Raw genomic sequence first — 22,902 nt, 5'->3', positions numbered from 1 at the left:
GACCACGATAATCATGGCCCGCTAAAATGAAAGTACATAAAACCAGTACTTGTGTAGTTTTATTTCTCCTATGCTCCATTTCTGTATATGGGCAGATCTCCCCTACTTATACGCAGTATCTGAACAATCAATTTCTGCTCAATCCCGCCCTTTCAGGCATTGAAAGGTATATCGATATCAAACTGGCTCACCGCAATCAATGGACAGGCATAGAAGGCAACCCAAAAACAACTAGCCTGACCGCTCATATGCCCATTGGCAGAGCATATGTGGCCGAGAATGCCCTTTCATTTCCTACAGAAGGCACCAATCCGTTTGCGAGAGCATATGCACAGCACTATATCGCATCAGACAGCCACTCGGGGATGGGCCTACAAATCCAACATGACCAAGCCGCTTTATTGAGAAGAACAGATGCCTTGTTAGCTTATGCTTATCACCTGAAAATCCATTATCGCTATAACCTGGCCTTTGGCGTACAAGGAGGCATCGCACAGACAGGGCTCAATCATCAGCGTGCAAGACCCGAACAGGAAAATGATCCAGCTATTGGACAGATCACCAATAAACTCAGTCCCAATCTAGGTGCCGGAATATGGCTATATGGTCCACGCCTTTTTGCTGGTTTTTCGGCCTTACAGCTAGTGGGCAACCCCATGAACTTTTCCTCCAACACCGCCATAGGAAAACCCAAGCCAAACCTGTTTTTTACAGCTGGCTATAAGTTGTTCCTCCTAGACGGTATGGCGCTGATTCCCTCTTTCATGCTCAAATCCATAGGCAATATACCCCTCACCGGGGATGTGAACATGAAACTGGCCTTCAATGACAGGCTTTGGTGCGGAGTGGGCTACCGCAATAAGGAGTCTGTGTCTGCATTGGCCGGAATCAATATCAGCTCCTTGCTCAATATCAGCTATTCCTATGACTCCAATGTGGGGGCGGTACGCACCCTCTCCAGTGGAAGCCATGAGATAGCCCTGGGCGTGATGCTGGACAATGTGGCAAAAGCCTTTAATCCGCAACGCTATTTTTAAACTACCAAAACAGCTTCAGTGAAACCCGCACCCCTCACATACCGACATAAGCCCTTACCCATAGGCCTCATTTCATTCATGCTGCTCTGCACCGGTGCCTTGCCCATTATAGCCCTATCGGACAAATCCGGCCCGGGCAATGCGGAAAAAAAAGCCGGCCTATATGGTGAGGAGATAAATTGTGACCAAATCAATTGGGCCGTATGGGAGAATTTTTATGGCGATAGTGCTACCGCCACCATCAACAACAACGGTACGCAGTTGAAGGTGACCATGACAGCCAATTACACGTTCGGCTCCACACCCGCAATTTATGACTTTGAAAACAAGCTGCGTTCTTACCCGGGAGCACCTCCCAACACCAGAGTGCCCATGACAACCTGGGCCACGGAGGCAAATGGCACCACCACCATGTGCTTTAACGAGACCGTTGAAGACCCGGTACTGCTTTTGGCTTCCCTTGGTGGCACGGGCGGCCCTAGTGCCACATTAAGCTTTTCCAAACCATATACCGTCATATTCGATGGCGGCAACATGGAATATCACGATAGCTATTCCTTGACCGGCACGGAAGGCTACGCCCTCATCATGTTTCCCGGGGAGTTCACGTGCCTGACGGTCAATTCTACGACACCTGAGTATTATACGAATATCACTTGGGGATTAAAACCTCGCCCTTTTGAAATAGACGTTCAGGCCGTTTCCGTCAATTGCAATACCGCAGTATTCACCGCTACCGGAGCGGCAAGCTACACTTGGAACGGAGGGGACAGCCCAAACGATGCTACCAATTCATTTCACGAAAACGGGACCTATTTACTTACCGCTACCAATGCCGAGGGATGCCAATCTACCGTACCGGTAACCGTGACTCTTGCGCCATCCTTAGAAGAATCACAGCCTACCTTTACCTTTGACTACCCAGACAACATGGCGATCTGCAACGGAGACAGCACGGTATTCGAAGTACAGGGAGACACCTCGTATCTTTATCAATGGTATTTAAACGGCATGCCCATAGATGGGGCAACAGGACAGAGATATGTTGCTCGAGAGGCCGGGGATTACCATGTGGGCGTAGCCCTGTGCCCCAGTACGGTCTATCATTCCAAAATTGTCACCGTGGAACTGGTAATAGTAGAAGCCCCGGAACGCAATTCCGAAAGCGGAACCTTTTGCCTTGGCAGCACCTTATCACTTACCTTGAGCAATTACAGTGGACGGGAAACCATTCAATGGTATCTGAACGACGAGCCGATACCCGGTGCCAATGGGGTTACCTACTACGCCACCGAGCCGGGTTACTACAACATCAGCCTCAGCTACCTGGGCTGCACAGCCATGTCCCTGCCTTACCTACTGCAATATGACCCACCGCTTGAAGTAAGTTTTGACGAAAGCATCCGACGACTCATTTGCAGGGGGCAGGAAACAGAGATCACTGCGGCCGTCGCCGGCAATCTGGACGGCATTCGTTTCCAATGGTCCACAGGAGCCACCACGCCCGGTATTATGGTAAACCAACCGGGAGACTATACCCTCACCGTGACCAATAGCAGAGGCTGCAGCACATCGGCATCTATTACCATAGACCAATTTCCCGATATGCCTTCCTTTACATTGCCCGATACCATTATATGTTATCTGAACGACGAGGTCTTACGCTTAGAAGCGCCTTCAGGATTCGCTTCTTATCGGTGGAACGGCGAAGAAAGCAATCGGCATTGGATAGAAATCACGCAAGAGGGGCATTACGAGCTCCTGGTTACGGATCACAACGGTTGCACCGCATTGCACACCTTCTCCGTCAGCGCCTACTGTGACGATATTTTCATCCCCAATATTTTTTCACCGAATGGGGACGGCATCAATGACACTTGGAACATATCCGGTCTGGAAGGTGAAGATGGCATTCGCATCAGAATATTTTCCCGTACAGGTCAGTTAATAACCGACACCTCGACGCCCAACCCTGCTTGGGATGGCACCATAAACGGAAGTGCGGCGCCAGAAGGCGCCTATTACTACCTTATTGAAAGAACATCGCAAAGAAACCAACAATATAAAGGAAGCCTCACCCTCATTCGCTAATAAAATTAAGCTAGGAGAACAATTTCAACCGCGAAACCAACAATGTTACCAACATTCCGGCCATTCCGATGACCGCATAAGAATAGCGCAAATTGGCCATTTCGGCTATATAACCAATGAGCGGCGGCCCTATCAAGAAGCCCAGGTAGCTGACACTGGAGACCATTGCCAGGGCAATACCAGCAGAAACCGTCTTGTTCTGGCCAGCCAAGCTATATACCGATGGCACCATACAGGAGACACCCAAGCCCACCATCATGAAACCGATGGTAGCCGTAGGCAGATAAGGCAAGAGCACGGCAGTAAACATCCCTATGCTTATGAGCAAGCCACAAATCTGCAGCACCCGCTTTCTCCCGAAACGTGTTATCATGCCATCTCCCAGAAAACGCCCGGTAGCCATCATCACCATAAAAGAAGCATAGCCCAGCACCACCAGTGATCGGGGAGCCTTCACTATATCCTTAAAATAGACACCGCTCCAGTCGAACATAGCTCCCTCGGCTGCCATGCTGCAAAAACCGATGATACCCAGCTGCAACAAGACACCTTCCGGGCGAGAGAAAAATTTTCTCTTCCCTGCGGGCTGCGGATCCACACCAGCGATCAGGTACCTGAAGTTGAGCGCCGTATTGATAAAAACAAAAACGGCAATAACCCAAAAATGGGCGTAAGGCTTGAAATGCAGGTTCATCATGAGCAGTCCCATCAAAGCACCGCTGAAACCAGCGATGCTCCACGCGCCGTGAAAAGAGCTCATGATAGGTCTTCCGTAAAATTTCTCCGCCGCCACTCCCTGCGTATTTAAGGAGATATTGCACATATTGCCTATTACGCCAAACAAGAGTAAACAAAGTGCCAAATGCCAAGCTTGGGTAGCCAAACCCAAATTGGTGAGTGCCAGACCATAGAGCGGCACGCTAAGTGTCAACACCATCTTACTGCCATATCGTGCCACCAGTTGTCCTGATAGTGCCATGGTGAGCAATTGGCCCAAAGGCAAAGCAAGCAAAATACTTCCTAATTGACCGTCTGAAAGGTGAAGTGACGACTTGATATCGGGGATACGACTCGCCCAAGATGCAAAGGCAAAACCCTGGCAGAAATAAAACAGCGAAACAGCCAATCTGACCCGCCTACGATGGCTTGTGGAAGCCAACACCTGATTTGAAAGATCCATTATGCAACGTATGCTAAAGAAGCTGCAAAATTGCGCATAGCAAAGGCATCATAGCAAGCAGGATGGGAAAAAAGACAAAATTATTACAGAGCCCTTGCGTTTTCCAGTATCACGATAAGGTAGCGCAGATCGGCAATAAAAAATAAAGGCCAGCATACTTACTGGCCTTATTACTCAATATTCATCTTCGTTGAAAAGGAAATCATCCTTCGTAGGGTAATCTGGCCATACCTCCTCTATGGATTCATAAGCCTCCCCATCATCCTCCATTTCATTTAAATTTTCAAGCACACCTTCGGGAGCACCAGATCGAATAGCGTAATCGATCAATTCTTCCTTTGTTGCTGGCCAAGGTGCATCCTCCAAGTGAGAAGCTAATTCTAATGTCCAATACATATCAATTCAGGGTTTAGTAAAAACTTTAATTTCCTTCTATCTAAAATCTGCAAACGCAAAAAACAGACCAATAGTTTCTATAAATAAAAATAAATATTTTCCTCAAAAAAAGAAACAAAAACATGACAAAATGACTTTCTTCCCAAAAAACGCAAAAGTCAAGGGCGTTAAGCGTGCACAAAACTTTCTATTGCCAAGCGATAACCATCCAAACCAAAACCAACGAGAACTCCCTTGCAGTTCTTGGAAAGATACGAATGGTGCCTAAATGGCTCCCTGGCATGCACATTAGATATGTGCACCTCTACTACGGGCGACGTAATGGCAGCTATGGCATCAGCAATGGCTATGGACGTGTGTGTGTATGCTCCTGCATTGAGTATCACACCATCAACTGAAAAGCCCACTTCGTGCAATTTATCTATGATAGCGCCCTCGCTATTGCTCTGGAAACAGGCAATATCCAACGCTGGATATGCCCCACGCAACTTCTCCAAGTAACTTTCAAAGCCCTCGTTTCCATATACATTGGGTTCTCGCTTCCCCAACAGGTTCAGATTTGGCCCATTTATGATAATCAAACGCATATCCATGATATTATCGTGTCACAAGTGGCACAAACGTAACAAAAAAAAGCACAATTCTATAGAGGCTATTTCAACATTTTACCTAAGTTTGCCTTAAAAAACTATGGGCCCAATCGGTATTTTTGACTCGGGTTATGGCGGGCTCACCGTTTTCAGGGAAATTGCCCGCACATTGCCGCAGTACGATTACATATACTTGGGCGATAATGCCCGAGTGCCTTATGGCACAAGGTCCTTTGAAACCGTCTACCAATATACCAAGGAATGTACCGAAGAGCTCTTCCGACTAGGCTGTAGGTTGGTCATATTGGCCTGCAATACGGCATCAGCCAAGGCTCTCCGTACTATACAGCAAATAGATTTGCCTCAATATAGCGAACTACGCAAGGTACTTGGAGTCATACGCCCCACTACCGAGCGCATAGGCGATTTCACCCAGAGCAAAGCGGTGGGCATCCTAGCCACGGCAGGCACTGTCCATTCCAACTCCTACGTGATAGAATGCCAAAAATTCTTTCCCGACATCCGGGTATATCAACAAGCATGCCCCATGTGGGTGCCTCTTGTGGAGAACAATGAATTGAATAATCCGGGAGCCAGGTATTTCGTACAGAAAAGCATTGATGCACTACTGCAACAAAACCCCGCCATCGACCTCTTCGTGCTTGCTTGTACTCATTACCCACTTTTACAAGATACTATCAGAGATCTGGCACCTCCGGCCATCAACATCCTCACGCAAGGTGAATTGGTAGCAGAAAGCCTAAAAGACTACCTCGTGAGGCATCCCGAGGTTGAACCACTCTGTTCCAAAAACGGCACACAACAATTCTACAGTACCGAAACTCCGGACAATTTCAACAGCAAGGCAGCTTTGTTCTTCGGAAAGCCCGTCCATGCCGAGCAGCTGCCACTTCCTTTTTGCGCCATTTCACCCGATCATTGACTTGCCCTCTCAGGCTTATCAAGTCCATTGCGTCAGCACTAGAACAATGCGGCAATCAACTATTGCCGTTCCTTCACTTCCTGTATATCCCGCCTTATGGGTTTATGAATGTCTATTCTGGCACCAATGAAAGAGAAAATAGCCGTACCGTATTCCCGTGCATAAGGATTACTTACCTCGGCGGCTAGGGCTGAATGCTCGAAATAAGGGCTCGTTTCCGCCAATTCTTCAGCTTTACCTATAGCATTTTTTACGCGGATTAGATTTACATGTCGTACACTGAAGTCAAACCAATTAATATAGTCGGCATTGAAAGAAACGGCTCTCAGCCGCTTGTTCTTCGTATAATAATTGATAGCCCCCGCCTGCCCGTAATTGTCGCATAGGATGAGCGTCTGTTCCTTATTGGGAAATAAGGCATATACCGAGTCTACCTTTTGGGCCAGTTCCTTCCAGCCCAGCATATCGGCAAAGTCCTGTGGCAAAGTATGGTCCCTACCATCTTCCCAACGCAATAGGCCGAGCCGCTTGTACTTATCGGCATGCTTTATCACATATTCCGGATCCCTATTGGGAAAACCAACCTGGTACATGGGGATGAACAGTAGTATAGGAAGCAAGATGGCCACCGGTCGCAGATCGCGTCTCCATCCACTTTGCAGCAAATGAGCAATATAAACCGATCCAAAAGCCATATAGATGGGATATAGGCCTATGGCATAATAGGACTTGGCCCGCAAATAAGTAAAGATGAACAAGGTGAAAACCAAAGACCAGAACAGGAAGCGGTATTTAGCGAAAGGCGGATAAAACAGCAAGGCGTAGCATGCGGCCAACAGGACAAATAGCGAACCATAAAAAAACAGTACTTGCTCTTTCAGGAAGTCCCATCTATGGACGTTCACCAGCTGGGTATCATTTAGCTCCTTTAGGTGATGGAAAACCGGAAAATCATGTTGGTATTGCCACCAGAGATTGGGGGCAATGAGCAATAGTGCTACCAAGGCTGCCAAATACAGTTCCTTTTTTGCGAAGACCTTTCTTTGCGGCAGCAACAGCAGAGCAGGAAGAAGCCCCAGCAAGCAAAACAAGATATTATACTTATTGAGGAAGCCTATCGCAAATACCCCCGCCGCCATATACAACCACTTAGCACGATTCGTTTGAAAATATTTAATGAGCATGAAATAAAAACCGGTCCACGCGAGCACATCCAAGGAATTAGGCTGATACAATATATTCAGCCGCAGCAATATGGAAAACAGCACGGCCATGGCGCCCAATATGAGGGCAAACAAATCGCCTTTGAGCGCTTCTATGGTCTTCCATACGAGCCAAAGGGTGAGGGCGCCAAAAAGGGCAGGGAAAAAGCGAACCCAAAAGACCGAATTGCCCAACAAGTAAATGATGCTGGAAACCCATGAGGTAACGGGCGGTACGGAAGTATAGCCCCATGCCAAGTGATGCGCTTGGTCCAGATGCAAAAATTCATCGCGATGTAGTTCATAGATTGGATCTACCAACAAATACTGCAATGCAAACTTGGCTAACAAAAAGCCCGCTAGGATTAGGTTTTTCTTTGTCATCAAAGCGACGAAATGAGTTAAAGTCCAAACAACAACAATATTAACTCATAGACGTTGCAAGCACATCGTTGTTACGCATTTCTATTTGTTTCTTCTATATCGCAGGAGCAATGTACCAGAGACTAACAATGCCAATGGGAACAAGCCCAGTAAAATAATCTTCTGCTTGTTGATAGCAGCCCGCGACACCGTCACTTCATTGTCTATGGAGATGGGTCTGGATGTATCTACGGGAAATTTGCCGTCGCTGAACCATTTGAACAAATGGAGCGCAAAAGAAGCATTTACTGTATTGATATTAAAACGGCTCATCTCCGCGTTGCCCATAAAATCGGCATCGCCCATGACAAAGACCTTTTGCTCTTTGCCAGCCACCTGTTTGGTCAGCATCCAGGCAACCGCTGACTGCTCTCGTTTATCCAATAAATTATCAAAGGAGACGGATTCCCTATTGAGATCAAAAGGACCATTCTTCGTCCAAGTATTGGCCGTATCGGTAACAAAGAACGGTACGGTAGCATATCCCTTTTCAGCTACTTTTTTAATGCCCGTAGCTCCTTTGGCTACCACCGTGGCCCCCAGCGGGTATTTAAAACCCAACTGGGCTGTCCGCTCGGGGAAATGCAGCTGCAAAAGATCCGGCTCAAAATTGGCGCTCTCTTGCAATAGCGTCCCTTCTTGAAAAGCCAGGCCCAGCAATGCCGCTATCGGGTTCAGGTATTTGGCACGTGCCGGTTCGCCCAACAGGAGCAGATTACCTCCCCGCTGCAGGTAGTTCTGAACTAGCGCAATTTCTCGCTTGGGGTAAGGCTCTGTAGGATCTGCCACGATCAATACGGTCAAATCGCTTGGAATATGCTCCACGGAATCCAATTGCAGTTTTTGAACGTCAAAACCTTGGTTGATGATCGAGCCTCTTGTATGCTTTCCATCCATAATTGCCCTATAATCCCCTTCGCCATAAAGTTGAGGATTGCGCTCACCATGCCCCGTCAAGATGGCTACCTTGCTCGCACCATCAAGCATCCGTTTCAATGCGGCCGATATTTCGGCCTCAGAAGGATATTGAGACAAGTCGTCAAACATGCGGAGCGGCGTATGCCTTCCCTGGTAGTGGAAATAGCGCACCAGATGGTTTTCCTCTGGCAGAAGGTCCATACTTGCGGCTATCTGCTGCGGGCTGCGCAACTTTTCGAAGTCAAATCCCATAGCATCGGCCGCAGTTTGTGCTTGTTCCAACAAGCTTTTAGTCGTATCCCTATATCCGGGTACCGTATCATAATAGGCTATATAGTCCATTTTGAAGCCTGGCAAAAACCTTCCATACTGCTCAAAATGTTTGATGTCCGCCATTCGGTTTTTCGGTGCACCATACTGCGCTCTATAATCTATCACATTGGTATATGTAGTGAGGCGGATAGAATCCACTACCCTACCGGCAATCGCCTGTCCGCCGGCAGTAAGCGTACGATCCTTGAAGCGCGTACTGTCATAATGATAGGTGAAACGCGGCAAAGAACTGACGTAACCAGCAGCAACGACCAAAGCCCCAATCCCCATATAGCGCACGGTTTTTTTCCACCAGGGCAAGTTGCTTCTGGCATGACCAAGCGACATGACGGTCAACAACAAAAAGAGACCTATCACCAATAAAAAATAGATCAGATCCCTGCTGCTCACAAGACCATTCACCATTTGTTCAGACCTGCCACTTATGGCCATCCAATAGGTGATATCGCGAAGTAGATCGTATGATTGCCCTATATGCCCTACATAGCTAAGCAAAGCCAATAGGGCCAGGGTGCCGATGGCCGCCACTATTTGGTACGGAGTAAGATGTGATATAAACAAACCTATGGCGGCGTAAGCGCAAATCAGTAGAAATATTCCCAAGATACCGAAAAGCACAAAGTGTAGGTCTAGCGCGCTCACCGAAAAATAGGCAAACAGTACAAAGATCAACATCATGATGGCAATGAGCGAGGCATAAACGAACATGGACAAGTACTTGCCCAGCACCACCTGCCAGGCCGTCACCGGCGATGACTGGAGCAGCCTAATGGATCCACTGGCCAGCTCCCGACTAATCAGCCCCATAGTCAGCAGCGGAATATACAGATACGCGTATTCCTGCAAGCTGCTCAGCACACCGTTTTCACCGGCAAAGAGCACCTTGCTCAGTGTTCTTAAGGGGCGCCCCAACTGCTGTTGGGTTTCTTGGCTGTACAAGAGGTCGCAATAGACCAATCCGCACTGAAGAAACACCATGGCGAGTATAAGCCATGCAATAGGCGAATAAAACAGCACCTTCAACTCCAACCAAGCTATTCTGATGATTTTGGACATAGCCTTTCAGGATTGTTTTTTTGAAAGTTGTGCAAAAACCCCATCTAGCGAGCTCTTTTCCAGATAGATTTCAACCAATTGCCACCCGTTTTCCACGCTCATCTGTATCAGGCGTTCGGTGATGCCCTTGTCATCATTGAAAAAAAGCCGCCATCGCTGCCCATCCAATTGTTCTACCTGCTGCACAAAAGGAAGCGCCATCAATACGTCCCTGTCGGGCGCCGCCAGCATGTGCATGACCAAAGAGTTGGGCGTTATGTAGTTATTGAAAGCCTGCAAGGTATCGGCAAATACCACACGTCCATGTGCCATCATGACAATATCGTGGCAGGTGGCCTGCACTTCAGAAAGAATATGGGTAGAGAGGATGACAGATCGTTCGCGTGCTATTTCACCAATCAACTTGCGCACCTCCAAGATCTGATTGGGATCTAAGCCATTGGTGGGTTCATCCAATACCACCAGCTTTGGCCGGTGGATAATGGCCTGCGCAATACCTACGCGCTGCTGGTAACCTCCAGATAAATTGACCAATAGGCGCTTACTGAAATGGCCGATGCCACATTTTTCCTTTGCCTCTTCCACTGCCTTGTAAATCTCCCCCTTCGGTACGGAGCGCATATAGGCGCAATGTGTGAGGTATTCATCCACGGTCAGTTCCAGGTGCAGGGGTGCCTTTTGTGGCAGAAAGCCTATTAGGCGCTTGGCCTCCACGGGATTTTTACGCATGTCAACACCATCTATGAATACATTTCCCTCGGTTTGGTTGATCACCCCGCACAAGATATTCATCGTGGTCGACTTGCCCGCGCCATTTGCGCCCAGCAAGCCCATCACGCCTTTCTCCGTAATGTCAAAACTGATATCCCATATGGCCCAATCCCGGGCATAACGATGAGAAAGATGCACTATCTTGGCAATGCTGTTTGGCATAAATCTTTTTATTTATTTTCTTCTCCTAGTGATAAGCGTATAGCCTCCCGCGAGGGCCATTAAAGCGGGCAACAGCCCTACCCACACGTACTTCATGGTTTCTATATTTGCCCTTGATGCCTTTATCCGCTTATCCGTCGGTTGCGGACGGCTTACATCTACGGGAAATTCGCCATAGGCAAACCACTTAAATAGTTTGGTAGCAAAAGTGATGTTTTCAGTCATAGGGCCGTAGCGCGCAAACTCGGCATTGCTCATGAAGTCGGCATCCCCTATCAAGGCAATCCGTTGTTGCCGGCTGTTGACCTGCCGTGTCAGTGCCACGGCCAATGGCCATGAGCCCGTAGGTTCCTCCTTCTGCATTTTACCATCATTGCGCAATTCCACTTTTTTGTCGCTTTTCCAAGCCATCATTCCATTGCTTACCAACAGATTCACACTCGCAAAGTCTCCCATATCTTCATCCAGCACAATGGGCACTGCGCCATTCAAGCACACGATGGCATCAGGTTTCTGCGGCAATTCAAACACACCGGCCTGTGCCGTAAATTTGGCCTGAATGAGATCAAGGCTATAGTCCTTACTCCACTCGTACACCTGCTCCCGGTCAAATTTGGCAGGTATTTTCGCCAGCAGGCTGTTCATTATCTCCTGTTTGCCTGGTTCGGCCATCAGCAAGCAGTTGCCGCCAGCTGCCAAATAAGTTTGCAAGGCCGCAATTTCCCTGGGCGCGTATGCCTCATAGGGATCGGCCACCACCGCTATGGCCAGTTCACGATCCAGGGCATCGAGTTGTTCGGCACGGATATCGCGTACCACAAAGCCCTGGTTCACGAGGGCTTCCCTACTGGTAATTTCCGTTGTCATCTTGCTATACGCCCTATCGCCCGTCTTGGCAATACTGCGCTCGCCATGACCGCTTATAAAAGCGACCACGGACGCCTTCTGCAGAAAACGCTTCAGTACGGCCGTTATCTCTGCCTCATGGGGGTACACATACATATCTTGAAACATCCTTAGCGGAATGCTATCCCCCTTGTAATGCACCATGCGCACAAAGCTGTTCTGCTCCGGCTTCAGATCGATGATCTTCCCAATTTCTTCGGGAGCAAGTACGGTGGCTATATCTACTTCATGGGCCAAGGCGCTTTTGTATGCTTTTTCCTGCAGGTTCTCCGTACTATCCATGCCATAGTCCGGCACATAATCGTAATACAGCGTATAAGGCATAGCCATACCGGGCATGAAACGGGTATATTGTTCAAATTGCTTTTGGTCGAACTTGCGCCATTTCAAGGTCCCCAATCGTCCATGTGGGTGCAGGATATTGGCATAGGAGGCTATAGATACAGGCTTGTCGCCCAGCCGCTTGATAATGCGCCTACTTGCCTCGGTCAATGTATTGGTCTCAAAACGGGTGAAATCTGCATATTTACTCATCCTTGGTAAGGAAGTAGCATATCCCAATAGCAGCACCAAGGCAACGAGACCTGCATAGCGAAACGAACGTACCACATCGGAACGCAATACACGCCCGTCGTCCATGTGCATAATCGTCAGGGAGATAAACAGAAAAATAACCAAAAGAAAATAGAAAAGATCCGCGCTGCTAACCATGCCGCTCACAAAATGGTTGGTGCGTCCCGCCAGGGAGAGCCAATAGGTGAACTCACGAATCCATAGCGTGTTTTGCCCCACCTTGCCCACATAGTTCAGGCCGGCCAAGATAGCCAAGGTGCTCACCGCTGCCACCACCTGATACTTAGTAAGGCTAGACATGAAGAGGCCAATGGCCGCATATGCACACCAAAGCAGGTAAGTGCCCAATAGGGCGACAGCTATATGGCCAAAGTCCAAATGTTCCACAGCCATACCGGCCGTAATACCTACGCCCATCAGCACGGCTACAAAACAAAGCCCATAGTACAAAAGGGCCAGGTACTTGCCGCAAACAACCTGAGCATTGGTCACAGGAGAGGACTGCAACAACTTGATGGTGCCACTGCTCAGCTCGCGGCTCATGACGCCCATGGTGAGCAAAGGGATGTATAGGTACAGATTCCGCAATACGGAGGCGAAAAAACCATAGCTACCGGCAAAGAGCTCGGCCGTGAGCGGACCAAGTTCAGAACCCAATTGCTGACTAGACTCCTTACTGTACAGCATATCGCCAATGGTAATGCCACATTGCACCGTAAAGACGAGCAGCACCAACCAGCCTATGATGGAATAAAACAGTATGGCCAGCTCCAACCGAGCTACCCTAAATAGTATCGTCATTTGCAGCGCACGTTTCCAATGTCCAAAAGCCTACACAAACTTACATAAAAACAGGGCGAATTTATACATGCTTCCGATAGAATAGGGCTAGTAAATTACCAATTTGAGCGCAAGGAGAAAGCGCCGGCAAAATTGGTACTTTACTACGCTTCGAATTAGAAAGTTGCTTTGTCCAGATTACTGGATGCACGACAAAAATCCCTTTTCACAAAAAACGCGTCATTGCGAGGAGCGAAGTGACGCGGCAATCTACGTTTTTTGTTTGTCAGATTGCCTTACTGCCGTCAGGCAGGCTTCGTCGTGCCTCCTCGCAATGACGACAACGACAAGTGGGAAATCTGTCGTGCGCCCCAGATTACTCAGCTCCCATAGGGAACATATTTTTGCATTAAATACCTTTTTCTTCTATTTTTACGAAGTCTTAGCGGTTGCACGACAAATTGCAGTGATTGACTGTTTCTTTATGTACCGCAAAGACGCAATGGGGTTTCGCAAAGTACGCTATGGCCTTTCTTTGCGACCTTTGCGGTTATCGACGTCCTGAAAAAGGAACGCTATGCCCGCAACTCGGGCAAAACGGATTTTTGTGCGCCCAGTCTTAGCAAGCATCGTCAACTTCAAACTTAATCAAAATGAGTATCCCTAAATGGGCCTCCCTCTTCCCATTTTCGCAATACATTAACATGAAAAACATAGCTTTGTACATTATTATTCTTTTATCTACCGGCCATGTCAATGCACAGATGAGCAGGGAATACGTATCCGCCATTTATAGCGTTAAGTCGCTTGAGGGACCAGACGATTCACCTTTCAAAGAACTGATAGTAAATGAAAATCCCCTATTCTTTGATGAGCTAAACACCCATACATTCACATTGAACGCCAATGCCGAAGAATCCTATTTTCAGATAAATGCAACTCTTTCTTTAAATTTTAAAAAACATTTAAACCTTTGGGTTGGGAGCGTGCACGATGGAATATGGCAGGACAGCAAAGGAGGCTATGTACCCTTTCACAAGAACATGTTTTTCAAGGAGCCTTTCCTAATGCAGGTACCACGCGCCGATTCCTGGAAGATCACCAATGAATCCAAGCAGATTGGCGAATTTACCTGCATCAAGGCTACCACCCAGACCAAGACCGTCAATCCGGAGGGCAAGGAGTTCGTCAAGAACGCCATTGCCTGGTTCTGCCCGGACCTGGATTACCCTTTCGGCCCGCTAAAATACGGCGGCCTGCCCGGCCTCATCGTGGAGCTGCAGACCGAGACGGTTCTTTTCGGCCTCAAATCCATCTCCTTTTCAAATACGCCAAACATTAAGCAAAGACCCGATTACAAAGTGGAGAAGGAAGCCGAGTTTGGAAAACGCTTTAGGGAGCAGGGGGGCTTTAGGGGGCTGTCCAAATAAAGGAGCCAGGCGGCAGGACGATAAAAGCGTGTCACGTAACGCTATGTGTCCTTCACTATTTTATCTATTTTCTTTTTGCATTAAATACCTTTTTCTTCTATTTTTACGAAGTCTTAGCGGTTGCACGACAAATTGCAGTGATTGACTGTTTCTTTATGTACCGAAAAGACGCAATGGGGTTTCGCAAAGTACGCTATGGCCTTTCTTTGCGACCTTTGCGCCTATTTTCTTTGCGACCATTGCGGTTATCGACGTCCTGAAAAAGGAACGCTATGCCCGCAACTCGGGCAAAACGGATTTTTGTGCACCCAGTCTTAGCAATCATCGTCAACTTCAAACTTAATCAAAATGAGTATCCCTAAATGGGCCTCCCTCTTCCCATTTTCGCAATACATAAACATGAAAAACATAGCTTTATACATTATTATTCTTTTATCTACCGGCCATGTCAATGCTCAGATCAGCAGGAAATACGTATCCGCTATTTATAGTGTTAAGTCGCTTGAGGGGCCAGACGATTCACCTTTCAAGGAATTGATAATAAAGCAGAATCCTCTATTCTTTGACGAACTAAACACCCAAATATATACACTGAATGCCAATGCCGAAAAATCTTATTTTCAGATCAATGGAAACCCTTCGTTATCTTTTAAGAGATATCTGAACCTTTGGGTTGGTGACGGCAGTAATGAGGGAATATGGCAGGATAGTAAGGGGGGCTATGTAGCTTTCCCAAAAAGCATTTTTTCCAAAGAGCCTTTCCTGATGCAGATTCCCCGCGCCGATTCTTGGAAAATCACGAACGAATCCAAGCAGATTGGCGAATTTACCTGCATCAAGGCTACTACCCAGACTAAGACCGTCAATCAGGAGGGCAAGGAATTTATCAAAAATGCCATTGCCTGGTTCTGCCCGGACCTTGATTACCCTTTCGGCCCGCTAAAATACGGTGGCCTGCCTGGCCTGATCCTAGAACTACAAACGGAAACCGCGCTATTCGGTCTCAAATCCATCTCTTTTTCAAACACGCCAAACATCAAGCAAAGGCCCAATTACGAGGTGGTAACTGAAGCCGAACAATCGAAGCGCATTAGGGAGCAGAGAGCTGCTAGAAAGCTGTCAAAATAAACATATCGTACCAATTGTGGCCTACCGAAAGAAGGGGATATAGCGTGAAACTTTGCAGGAAAAATCATTTAGCTAGTTGGAATTGCGGATCTTAAACTTTTTCTTTCTATTGCTGTTTTCCCATGTCGCCTTTGCACAACACAGAAGCATCGGTGGCTCTGTGTCTGATGCAGCGGGAAACCCACTGGCTCGTGCCACCGTCATGGCAAAGGAAACCGGAACCGACAAAGTAAGCTTTACCAAAACGGACGACAGGGGCCAATACCGCCTCACACTGGATTCCTTACCAGGTTATGAAGTGACGGCATCCATGCTGGGCTATGCAAAGCAGGCGAAAATACTGGGCAAGGACACAAAGGAACTTCATTTCCGGCTCATGGAAAACAGTCAAACCCTTGATGAGGTTAGGATTGATTATAAATACGAGCCCGTAGAGATAAAAAAAGACACCATCGTATTCCGAACGGACTATTTTACCTCTGGAGACGAAAGGCGATTGGGCGACATCCTGGAGAAGCTTCCGGGCTTCGAGGTAGACGAAAATGGCAGGGTCTCCTTCAACGGCAAGGTCGTGAACGTCACCATGGTAGAGAACAGGAAATTTTTCGGCGGCGGCAGTAAACTGGCGGTAGAAAATCTTCCGGCCGATGCCGTAGACCAGGTAGAAATGGTCAGCCATTTCAGCGAGATCGATTTCATGAAAAACGTCAGCAGCGGTGATGACCTCGCCATGAACATCAAGCTGAAAGAAGGCAAGAAAAACCTGGTGTTTGGAGAGGTCGAGGCCAAAACGGGGCCGGAAGCCTTTTACGTAGCCCATACCAACTTGTTCAATTTCACGCCCAAAAAGAACATCAGCTTTATAGGCGATGCCAATAACAACGGGAGAGCTATGTTCACCACATCGGACGCCATCAATTTCCAGGGCGGCATAAGCAAGTATTTGGCCAGGGACAGGAAGCCTTCGTTTGTCGACCTGACCAAGCTTACCCAAGACGGAAAGGATTTCAGCAGGACAAATTCGGCTTTTGCTGCTGTCAATCTGGAATCTGATATTTCCGCGAAATGGAGACTGTCATTGGTTTCCATTTTGTCCCACCAAAAAATTAGGTTTCAAAGCAATGAGGCCTTGAATTACTTGAACGAGCAGGATTGGGCATTGGAAAACAGGCAGATCGCACAGGACAACAGAGACCTCATGTCCTTATCCAACATACAGCTAAGCTACAATCCCAATCGCTACGAACGATGGGACTATAACGCACAGGTACAAGTGAACAGGCCGCGCTCCACACGCGACCTGCTATCCGCAACGGGAGAACAGGAGAACGCCATTCAATCCTTGGGGAGAGATTACAATCCGTCCATCAAGCATTATGTGGAATGGCACAAGTTCTTCAGCCTGAAAAACACCCTATCCGTGGTAGTCAACCACCTTTTTGAAAGCAGGCGACAACATAAATCTTACCTAGCGGAAAACGATTTCTTCTCGGCACTCCTGCCGATAGTGCCGGATGAATTCTATTCGCTGCAAAGCTTTTACCAAACACGGAACAACAGCCTAGATGCACAGGCCAACTACCATCACCGCTTCAGCCGCCATTTCAGGACCTCGCTGACTTTTGGCCATAGTTTCTCGAGCGCCGGTCTGATAAGTGCCGATAAGCAGCTAATGAGCGACTCCACCGTCAATGACTTTTCATCTTTTGGCTACGGCAATGACATGCAGTACCGTCTCAACCATACGTACCTGGGTGCGGAGGGCATTCTTAGCACCGGAAAATTGACCAACACGTTCTCCTTGTTTGCCCGCCAATACCACCTTTCCGCCCGGCAGCTGTCCGGCATCAGTCGTCTGAATAAAGACCTTATTGAGCCAAAATACCAGCTGGACTACGATTTCAGCGACACGAAGAAAGCCAGTTTCACCTACTCGCTCACCAATGGTTTCCCAACGGCCGAAAGGTTTGCCAATCGCTATATACTATCCAATTACAATGCGGTAATCAGCGGCAATGCCTCGCTGGAGAACGACAGGCAGCATAGCCTGATGGCCCGGTTCTTCCATTTTGGCGGAAGCCATATGAGCAGTTTTCATTCCTATGTATCCTATAGCCAGAAAACCAAGGCGGTACGTGACGCGCTGATGATAGAGGGCATCAATCAATTTATCGCCCCCGTGATGCTATTTGACGGAATTTCGGAAAGAAACCTACAGGCCATGGCCAAGTACGAAAGAAATGTCTTCAAGTTCAAACCTTCTATCCTTGTCCGACTTGGTTGGTTCCATTATCTCCAACCGATAAATGACCTGGTTGTGGACAATTCACAGGCCCGGCAGTCCATGACCTTTGGTCTTAAAACCATCGATACAAAATGGCCATTTGTCAGCTTGGAATATACCAGGGAGTTCGCTCAAGTTTCAGGAAATTCAGAGGCAGATTTTGAGCGGAACATATTAAAGTCCAAGCTCCAGTATAGATTCTCACCCGTTTTATTGATAAAAGCAGATTATGAATACTTTGACAATGTAAGCGGACTAGCGCCCATTGCCGAAAAATTTCACCTTTTAAATGCCGGGGCAGAATTTCTTTTAAAGAAAAACAGCGATTGGGCATTCGACATCACCGTAAGCAACCTGCTCAACAACCGAACGAAATACAATTATACTGTTTCCACTCTAATAGTTTCGGAAAGAACTATCCATGTACTTCCCCGCATTATGCTCTTCGGGATCAGATACAAACTATAAGGACATTAATTACCGACCAGCTCCCTATACACCGCAATGCGGTGCGTATGCTGCCAGTAAGGTATCTTTTCCTTTGTGCCGCTCTTCTGGAACCCGATGTCCCTGGATTCCTTGATAGGCATATGGCAGTCGATGCAGTTATCGGCCAGTGAGGCCTTATTTTTTGGAGAAAGGTTTGTATGCAGGCTGTTGAAATCTTGGTGGCAACTGATACATTGCTGGGTATAGGCTTGCAAACTGCTTTTTTTATCCTGATGTATGTCATGGCAGGAAGTGCAATCCAGCTTGCCTATTTTATAGCATTTACTTGCCTTGAGCAATTGTACCTGTTTGCCATGCACGTCCGGATCTTCGCCCATATAATCGCTGAACTGCGGCAAGCTTCTCAAAGTGTCGCCAGGCTTAAAATAGAATATCGGATCCAGGCTCTGAAATTCAATACCCGAATGACATATGCCGCACATATCCATTTTTCTGTTGACGGACAGCGCTTGATAGCTAGCTATATATTTTGGCTGTTTTTCTTTTGGATTTTCTTCATGAAAAGCCACATGCTGCGCTGCTGGGCCATGGCAGCGCTCACAATCTATCCCCGCAATGAGCGATGCTTTGTCAAATTCCTCTTCCACGGTAAACTGCTCGGTTTTCACCAGCCTTTTGTCTGCAAAAGAACCGTGGCATTCCAGGCAGCGCGCAATGATATACCTGCCAAAGTAAATCTGATCGCTTGGATAACCGGGGCTGTTCACCCATTGTTGCTCTCCCGTATGATAGTTCAGGGGCATCTGCACTAGTTTATGATCGTACCAAAAGGCAAAGGTATAGGCCACCTTTCCCGATCCGAAGGAGACATCTATTCGTTCTGCCTTCACCTCTTTGCCATTGACATAGGCTATTTGGTATAGCCCATCTCCACGCCGCTCTATGCCTACCTTGGTATGCTCATTGAATATAAATTGCCCTTCGGGAAGATGGAGGCTGTCTATGGAGGCAGCCGTTTCCAATAGCCGGGAGGTGTTAAAATGTGCATTGTGCGCAAAGGAATGCGCTATGTCCCGATGACAGGAAACACATGCGGTGCTGCCCGCGTAGGCGGTACCCCGAGGGTCCTTTTTCTTCTCCAGTTGGCTGCACTGCACCACCACTGCGACGAATGCCGTCAATACCAATAAAACGAACATATAAGGGCGAGTTCCCATATAGCAATTTAGTCATAATTGATTGAGGGTTCGTTCCCCTCACAGCACCATGCCGCTAATATACAAAAAGTGATGGAACCAGACGGGCGTATTCCAAATTCACTTTTACCAAGCTATAGGCTTGGATCTATGTTAGGCACGAGTTAGCGCACGAATACTGGCTCAAGCTTCGGGGCAGGAAAGAGCGATGGCCTAGCTTGGGCCAATCAATAAAAAGAAGCTTCCAGCTTCCGAAACGACGCATAGCGACAATTTGGATTGTCCCCTGCCAGACACGATCAAAGGCAACAAAAAGCAATCCTTGATCCAATTCACTTTTACCAAGCTATAGGCTTGGATCTATGTTAGGCACGAGTTAGCCCGTTGCACCAGGCTATTACGCCGAAACTCGCATCAGTTATCGCAAATAAAAAAGGGTCGAAATAAATCCCTATTTTTGTGAACACATAAAACAACAAGGACAATAAAATTCTGGGCACCCAAAAATATACCGTGAAAAAAGACAAGATAACCATCGAATACTGCCCCAAATGCGGTTGGATGCTACGAGCGGCCTATATGGCCCAAGAGCTGCTATCCACCTTTACCGATGAGCTGGAAGAAGTGAGCCTGAAACCCAGTTTGGTAAGCGGCCGGTACACCATCACGCTCAACGATAGCATCTTACTTTTTGACAGAAAAAGAGACGGACAATTTCCGGAAGTGAAACTATTGAAGCAAACCGTGCGGGATCACGTCAGTCCAGATAAGCCCTTGGGGCACTCCGACAAGAAAAGTTAAGCTCCAATACCCTCAATCTAAGGAACATACTTAGTGAGCCTGATGCAAAAAAACATCATTTCGGGGAAACACATTTTTTTTGGAGATTTGCATCCCAATGTTTGAGTTCAGCGAAAAACCTTTCTATATAGATGTGCACACGCACCGTGCCAATAGCTCGGAAGATCTCATTGCCATCTATAACGTAGCAAGCAACTACCTCAACCCTTTGGCCCAACAGCGCCACCTTTACTTTTCCATGGGCATCCACCCTTGGTTTGTTCAGGCAGACCTGTGGGAACAAGACATCAAGGCCATGGGGCGGGCTGCTCAACAAGAAGAGGTACTGGCCATAGGCGAATGCGGGCTGGACAAGGTATGTGATACGGAATGGCACTTTCAGGAGGAGGTATTCATCAGACAGATACAATTGGCAAAAAAGCTGGGGAAGCCACTTATTATCCATTGCGTAAAAGCCCATCATGAGGTATTGAAGATCTTAGAAGAGCAATCCTTCTCCACGTCGGTCATTTTTCATGGTTTCAATAAGAAATGGGAACTCGCCAAGCAGATTTTGGACAAAGGATACTATCTTTCCTACGGGACCTCTATCCTCCATGCCAACAAAAGCGAATCCCTGTCGAAAACTCCCAGCGCACAGCTATTCCTAGAAAGTGACGATAAGGAAATCGACATTCGCAACATATACCAAGCGGCCTCTGCCATCAGGAAAGAAAAGCTAATCACTACGCAGGAGACTATACAAGAAAACTTCGCTCGGCTATTCAACAACTAAACTATATACTCAATAAAAAAGTACCAAAGCAATGAATGACTTATCTTGGCTTTCGAGGACGGAAGCAATCATAGGAAGGGAAAAACTGGAAAAACTCGCCAAGTGCCACGTAATGGTGCTGGGCCTTGGGGGCGTGGGCTCTTTTGCGGCCGAATTTCTCTGTCGTAATGGCGTGGGAGAGATGACTATCGTCGATGGCGACATGGTGGATCCAAGCAACCGCAACCGTCAGCTGCCGGCACTGGCCACCACACACGGACAGTCCAAAGTCCTATGGATGGCCGAACGCCTGAAGGCTATCAACCCAGAGATTAAGCTGACCGTGGTACAAGAATTTATCACACCAGACAAGATCGGGCAACTACTGGATTATGGTCCTCATTACGCCATCGATGCCATCGACAGCGTGACGCCCAAACTGTTCTTTATGAGGCAAGCCTTCGAAAGAAAAATTCCCTTTGTAAGCTCTATGGGGGCAGGCGGAAAGATGGATCCCACCAAGCTGCAGGTGGCCGATATCTCCAATACATATAACTGCAAATTGGCACGGCATATAAGAAAAAAGCTGAAAAAGAATAAAATATACACGGGCATCAAGACGGTTTTTTCTACCGAGCTGCCAGACAAAAATTCCTTGATCTATACCGATGGCAGCAACTTCAAGAAATCTGCCTATGGCACCATGTCCTATATGCCGGCTACTTTCGGGGCCACGGTAGCATCGGTAGCCATCAGGGATTTAATAGAGCAGCCGCTCCCCACCAAGCTAAGCTGGGTCCAAACAAAACATGGCGCAGATCTGTAACCTATGTGAACAAGAATAGGCATTCACATGAACAACAGGAAATCGTCCGTCTATGGCATCATAGCACTTATGGCTTTCATCGCTTTCGCCTGGGCATCTTGCCAGGGCAAATCGGACAGGAATGAACAAAGGGATAAAGAGGAAATAACACAAAAAGCAGACAGCACGCGGCAAGACAGCGCCTGGCTGCTAATACCTGGTCGCTCTGCGGGAAAAATATCCATTGGAGAAGCAGACAGCATAGTCTTTGCCTCGCTGGGGAAGCCTGACGCGGGCGATGCCGCCATGGGCAAATCCCTTTCCACTTGGTATGGGCAATATCGCGGCGAACGAAACCAACTGAACATCTTTGCCAGCAGAAACATGGGAGGCGATGACGAAACAAGTCGCGTACAGCAAATCAGGGTAACCTCTCCGGCTTTTGCTACGGAAGAGGGCCTCCATGTGGGAGCGAATCTCGAAGAGGTTATGCAGGTATATCCCCAGGCCCAAAAGCTGAATACTTTTGAGCGCAAGGGCATACCTTATGTCACTTACGGTACGGATCAGGGAATAGGTTTCGAGCTCAATGCCGACCTCATATGCAAAGCCATCATCATACATGACCCTAAGCTGGAAACTGGCGCCACTTATATCCCCTTTCAGTCGCTGGAAGATTAGAATGTGCAAGAC

The 22,902-nt window shown here is 47.7% G+C and carries 18 protein-coding genes; 10 read left to right on the top strand and 8 right to left on the bottom strand.

The features are described 5' to 3' along the window. The first annotated feature begins 26 nt into the window (after positions 1-26). Complete coding sequence (locus tag A37S_RS0116245) at positions 27-1,037, top strand: PorP/SprF family type IX secretion system membrane protein (protein ID WP_028297902.1); 1,011 nt, start codon at positions 27-29, stop codon at positions 1,035-1,037. An 18-nt stretch (positions 1,038-1,055) separates the two neighbouring features. Further along, entirely contained in the window at positions 1,056-3,128 is a 2,073-nt protein-coding gene (locus tag A37S_RS0116240) for a T9SS type B sorting domain-containing protein (protein ID WP_157278743.1), read from the top strand. A 10-nt stretch (positions 3,129-3,138) separates the two neighbouring features. Here the strand turns inward: A37S_RS0116240 and A37S_RS0116235 are convergent, their stop codons facing one another. The 3 genes from A37S_RS0116235 to aroQ all read right to left on the bottom strand — a co-directional run bounded on the left by A37S_RS0116235 (position 3,139) and on the right by aroQ (position 5,291). Continuing rightward, the gene (locus tag A37S_RS0116235; RefSeq protein WP_036602854.1) at positions 3,139-4,308 is read right to left on the bottom strand and encodes an MFS transporter; all 1,170 of its coding nucleotides are present in this window, start codon (positions 4,306-4,308) and stop codon (positions 3,139-3,141) included. Positions 4,309-4,482: 174 nt separating this feature from the next. Continuing rightward, on the bottom strand, positions 4,483-4,704 hold the full coding sequence (locus A37S_RS0116230) for a DUF2795 domain-containing protein (RefSeq protein ID WP_028297899.1): 222 nt from the start codon (positions 4,702-4,704) through the stop codon (positions 4,483-4,485). A gap of 167 nt (positions 4,705-4,871) precedes the next feature. Then, positions 4,872-5,291, bottom strand: a complete 420-nt coding sequence (gene aroQ, locus A37S_RS0116225) for a type II 3-dehydroquinate dehydratase (protein WP_028297898.1) — start codon at positions 5,289-5,291, stop codon at positions 4,872-4,874. A gap of 103 nt (positions 5,292-5,394) precedes the next feature. Between aroQ and murI the strand changes: the two genes are divergently transcribed. After that, positions 5,395-6,237, top strand: coding sequence for a glutamate racemase (murI, locus tag A37S_RS0116220; protein WP_028297897.1), 843 nt, complete (start codon positions 5,395-5,397; stop codon positions 6,235-6,237). A gap of 59 nt (positions 6,238-6,296) precedes the next feature. Here murI and A37S_RS0116215 read toward each other — a convergent pair whose 3' ends face one another. The 4 genes from A37S_RS0116215 to A37S_RS0116200 form a co-directional block, all read right to left on the bottom strand. After that, positions 6,297-7,823, bottom strand: coding sequence for an ArnT family glycosyltransferase (locus A37S_RS0116215; protein ID WP_028297896.1), 1,527 nt, complete (start codon positions 7,821-7,823; stop codon positions 6,297-6,299). Positions 7,824-7,904: 81 nt separating this feature from the next. Further along, complete coding sequence (locus tag A37S_RS0116210) at positions 7,905-10,169, bottom strand: Gldg family protein (protein ID WP_028297895.1); 2,265 nt, start codon at positions 10,167-10,169, stop codon at positions 7,905-7,907. A 6-nt stretch (positions 10,170-10,175) separates the two neighbouring features. Continuing rightward, positions 10,176-11,102 (bottom strand): ABC transporter ATP-binding protein, encoded by a 927-nt coding sequence (locus tag A37S_RS0116205; RefSeq protein ID WP_028297894.1) that lies wholly within the window; start codon positions 11,100-11,102, stop codon positions 10,176-10,178. Between the two features lie 12 nt (positions 11,103-11,114). Then, positions 11,115-13,382 carry a Gldg family protein gene (locus A37S_RS0116200; protein WP_028297893.1) on the bottom strand — a complete coding sequence of 756 codons (2,268 nt, stop codon included), beginning with the start codon at positions 13,380-13,382 and terminating at the stop codon, positions 11,115-11,117. Between the two features lie 632 nt (positions 13,383-14,014). Here A37S_RS0116200 and A37S_RS26350 point away from each other — a divergent pair. The 3 genes from A37S_RS26350 to A37S_RS0116185 all read left to right on the top strand — a co-directional run bounded on the left by A37S_RS26350 (position 14,015) and on the right by A37S_RS0116185 (position 18,671). Next, positions 14,015-14,791, top strand: coding sequence for a GLPGLI family protein (locus tag A37S_RS26350; protein ID WP_084163941.1), 777 nt, complete (start codon positions 14,015-14,017; stop codon positions 14,789-14,791). A 348-nt stretch (positions 14,792-15,139) separates the two neighbouring features. After that, positions 15,140-15,919: a GLPGLI family protein gene (locus A37S_RS26345; RefSeq protein ID WP_028297892.1), complete on the top strand. Its 780-nt coding sequence runs from the start codon at positions 15,140-15,142 to the stop codon at positions 15,917-15,919. A gap of 82 nt (positions 15,920-16,001) precedes the next feature. Further along, complete coding sequence (locus tag A37S_RS0116185) at positions 16,002-18,671, top strand: carboxypeptidase-like regulatory domain-containing protein (RefSeq protein ID WP_169719516.1); 2,670 nt, start codon at positions 16,002-16,004, stop codon at positions 18,669-18,671. 5 nt (positions 18,672-18,676) lie between these two features. Here A37S_RS0116185 and A37S_RS0116180 read toward each other — a convergent pair whose 3' ends face one another. After that, positions 18,677-19,870, bottom strand: a complete 1,194-nt coding sequence (locus A37S_RS0116180; RefSeq protein WP_157278741.1) for a cytochrome c3 family protein — start codon at positions 19,868-19,870, stop codon at positions 18,677-18,679. A 492-nt stretch (positions 19,871-20,362) separates the two neighbouring features. Between A37S_RS0116180 and A37S_RS0116175 the strand changes: the two genes are divergently transcribed. The 4 genes from A37S_RS0116175 to A37S_RS0116160 all read left to right on the top strand — a co-directional run bounded on the left by A37S_RS0116175 (position 20,363) and on the right by A37S_RS0116160 (position 22,890). Next, positions 20,363-20,650, top strand: a complete 288-nt coding sequence (locus tag A37S_RS0116175) for an Rdx family protein (protein ID WP_028297889.1) — start codon at positions 20,363-20,365, stop codon at positions 20,648-20,650. A gap of 97 nt (positions 20,651-20,747) precedes the next feature. Continuing rightward, the gene (locus tag A37S_RS0116170; RefSeq protein WP_028297888.1) at positions 20,748-21,425 is read left to right on the top strand and encodes a TatD family hydrolase; all 678 of its coding nucleotides are present in this window, start codon (positions 20,748-20,750) and stop codon (positions 21,423-21,425) included. Positions 21,426-21,456: 31 nt separating this feature from the next. Beyond that, positions 21,457-22,230, top strand: coding sequence for a tRNA threonylcarbamoyladenosine dehydratase (locus A37S_RS0116165; protein ID WP_028297887.1), 774 nt, complete (start codon positions 21,457-21,459; stop codon positions 22,228-22,230). 27 nt (positions 22,231-22,257) lie between these two features. Further along, complete coding sequence (locus A37S_RS0116160; protein WP_028297886.1) at positions 22,258-22,890, top strand: hypothetical protein; 633 nt, start codon at positions 22,258-22,260, stop codon at positions 22,888-22,890. Positions 22,891-22,902 lie beyond the last annotated feature (12 nt).

Origin of the sequence: Olivibacter sitiensis DSM 17696, from assembly GCF_000427965.1 — a bacterium.
Lineage (GTDB): Bacteria > Bacteroidota > Bacteroidia > Sphingobacteriales > Sphingobacteriaceae > Olivibacter > Olivibacter sitiensis.
This window is presented reverse-complemented; position numbering and strand designations above follow the sequence as displayed.

Excerpts from the sequence above, each read along its gene's own strand:
- A37S_RS26350 (WP_084163941.1), top strand. The coding sequence starts at position 14,015 with ATGAGTATCCCTAAATGGGCCTCCCTCTTCCCATTTTCGCAATACATT.
- A37S_RS0116210 (WP_028297895.1), bottom strand. The coding sequence starts at position 10,169 with ATGTCCAAAATCATCAGAATAGCTTGGTTGGAGTTGAAGGTGCTGTTT.
- aroQ (WP_028297898.1), bottom strand. The coding sequence starts at position 5,291 with ATGCGTTTGATTATCATAAATGGGCCAAATCTGAACCTGTTGGGGAAG.
- A37S_RS0116230 (WP_028297899.1), bottom strand. The coding sequence starts at position 4,704 with ATGTATTGGACATTAGAATTAGCTTCTCACTTGGAGGATGCACCTTGG.
- A37S_RS0116200 (WP_028297893.1), bottom strand. The coding sequence starts at position 13,382 with ATGACGATACTATTTAGGGTAGCTCGGTTGGAGCTGGCCATACTGTTT.
- A37S_RS0116180 (WP_157278741.1), bottom strand. The coding sequence starts at position 19,870 with ATGGGAACTCGCCCTTATATGTTCGTTTTATTGGTATTGACGGCATTC.
- A37S_RS0116205 (WP_028297894.1), bottom strand. The coding sequence starts at position 11,102 with ATGCCAAACAGCATTGCCAAGATAGTGCATCTTTCTCATCGTTATGCC.
- A37S_RS26345 (WP_028297892.1), top strand. The coding sequence starts at position 15,140 with ATGAGTATCCCTAAATGGGCCTCCCTCTTCCCATTTTCGCAATACATA.
- murI (WP_028297897.1), top strand. The coding sequence starts at position 5,395 with ATGGGCCCAATCGGTATTTTTGACTCGGGTTATGGCGGGCTCACCGTT.
- A37S_RS0116245 (WP_028297902.1), top strand. The coding sequence starts at position 27 with ATGAAAGTACATAAAACCAGTACTTGTGTAGTTTTATTTCTCCTATGC.
- A37S_RS0116170 (WP_028297888.1), top strand. The coding sequence starts at position 20,748 with ATGTTTGAGTTCAGCGAAAAACCTTTCTATATAGATGTGCACACGCAC.
- A37S_RS0116165 (WP_028297887.1), top strand. The coding sequence starts at position 21,457 with ATGAATGACTTATCTTGGCTTTCGAGGACGGAAGCAATCATAGGAAGG.
- A37S_RS0116215 (WP_028297896.1), bottom strand. The coding sequence starts at position 7,823 with ATGACAAAGAAAAACCTAATCCTAGCGGGCTTTTTGTTAGCCAAGTTT.
- A37S_RS0116160 (WP_028297886.1), top strand. The coding sequence starts at position 22,258 with ATGAACAACAGGAAATCGTCCGTCTATGGCATCATAGCACTTATGGCT.
- A37S_RS0116235 (WP_036602854.1), bottom strand. The coding sequence starts at position 4,308 with ATGGATCTTTCAAATCAGGTGTTGGCTTCCACAAGCCATCGTAGGCGG.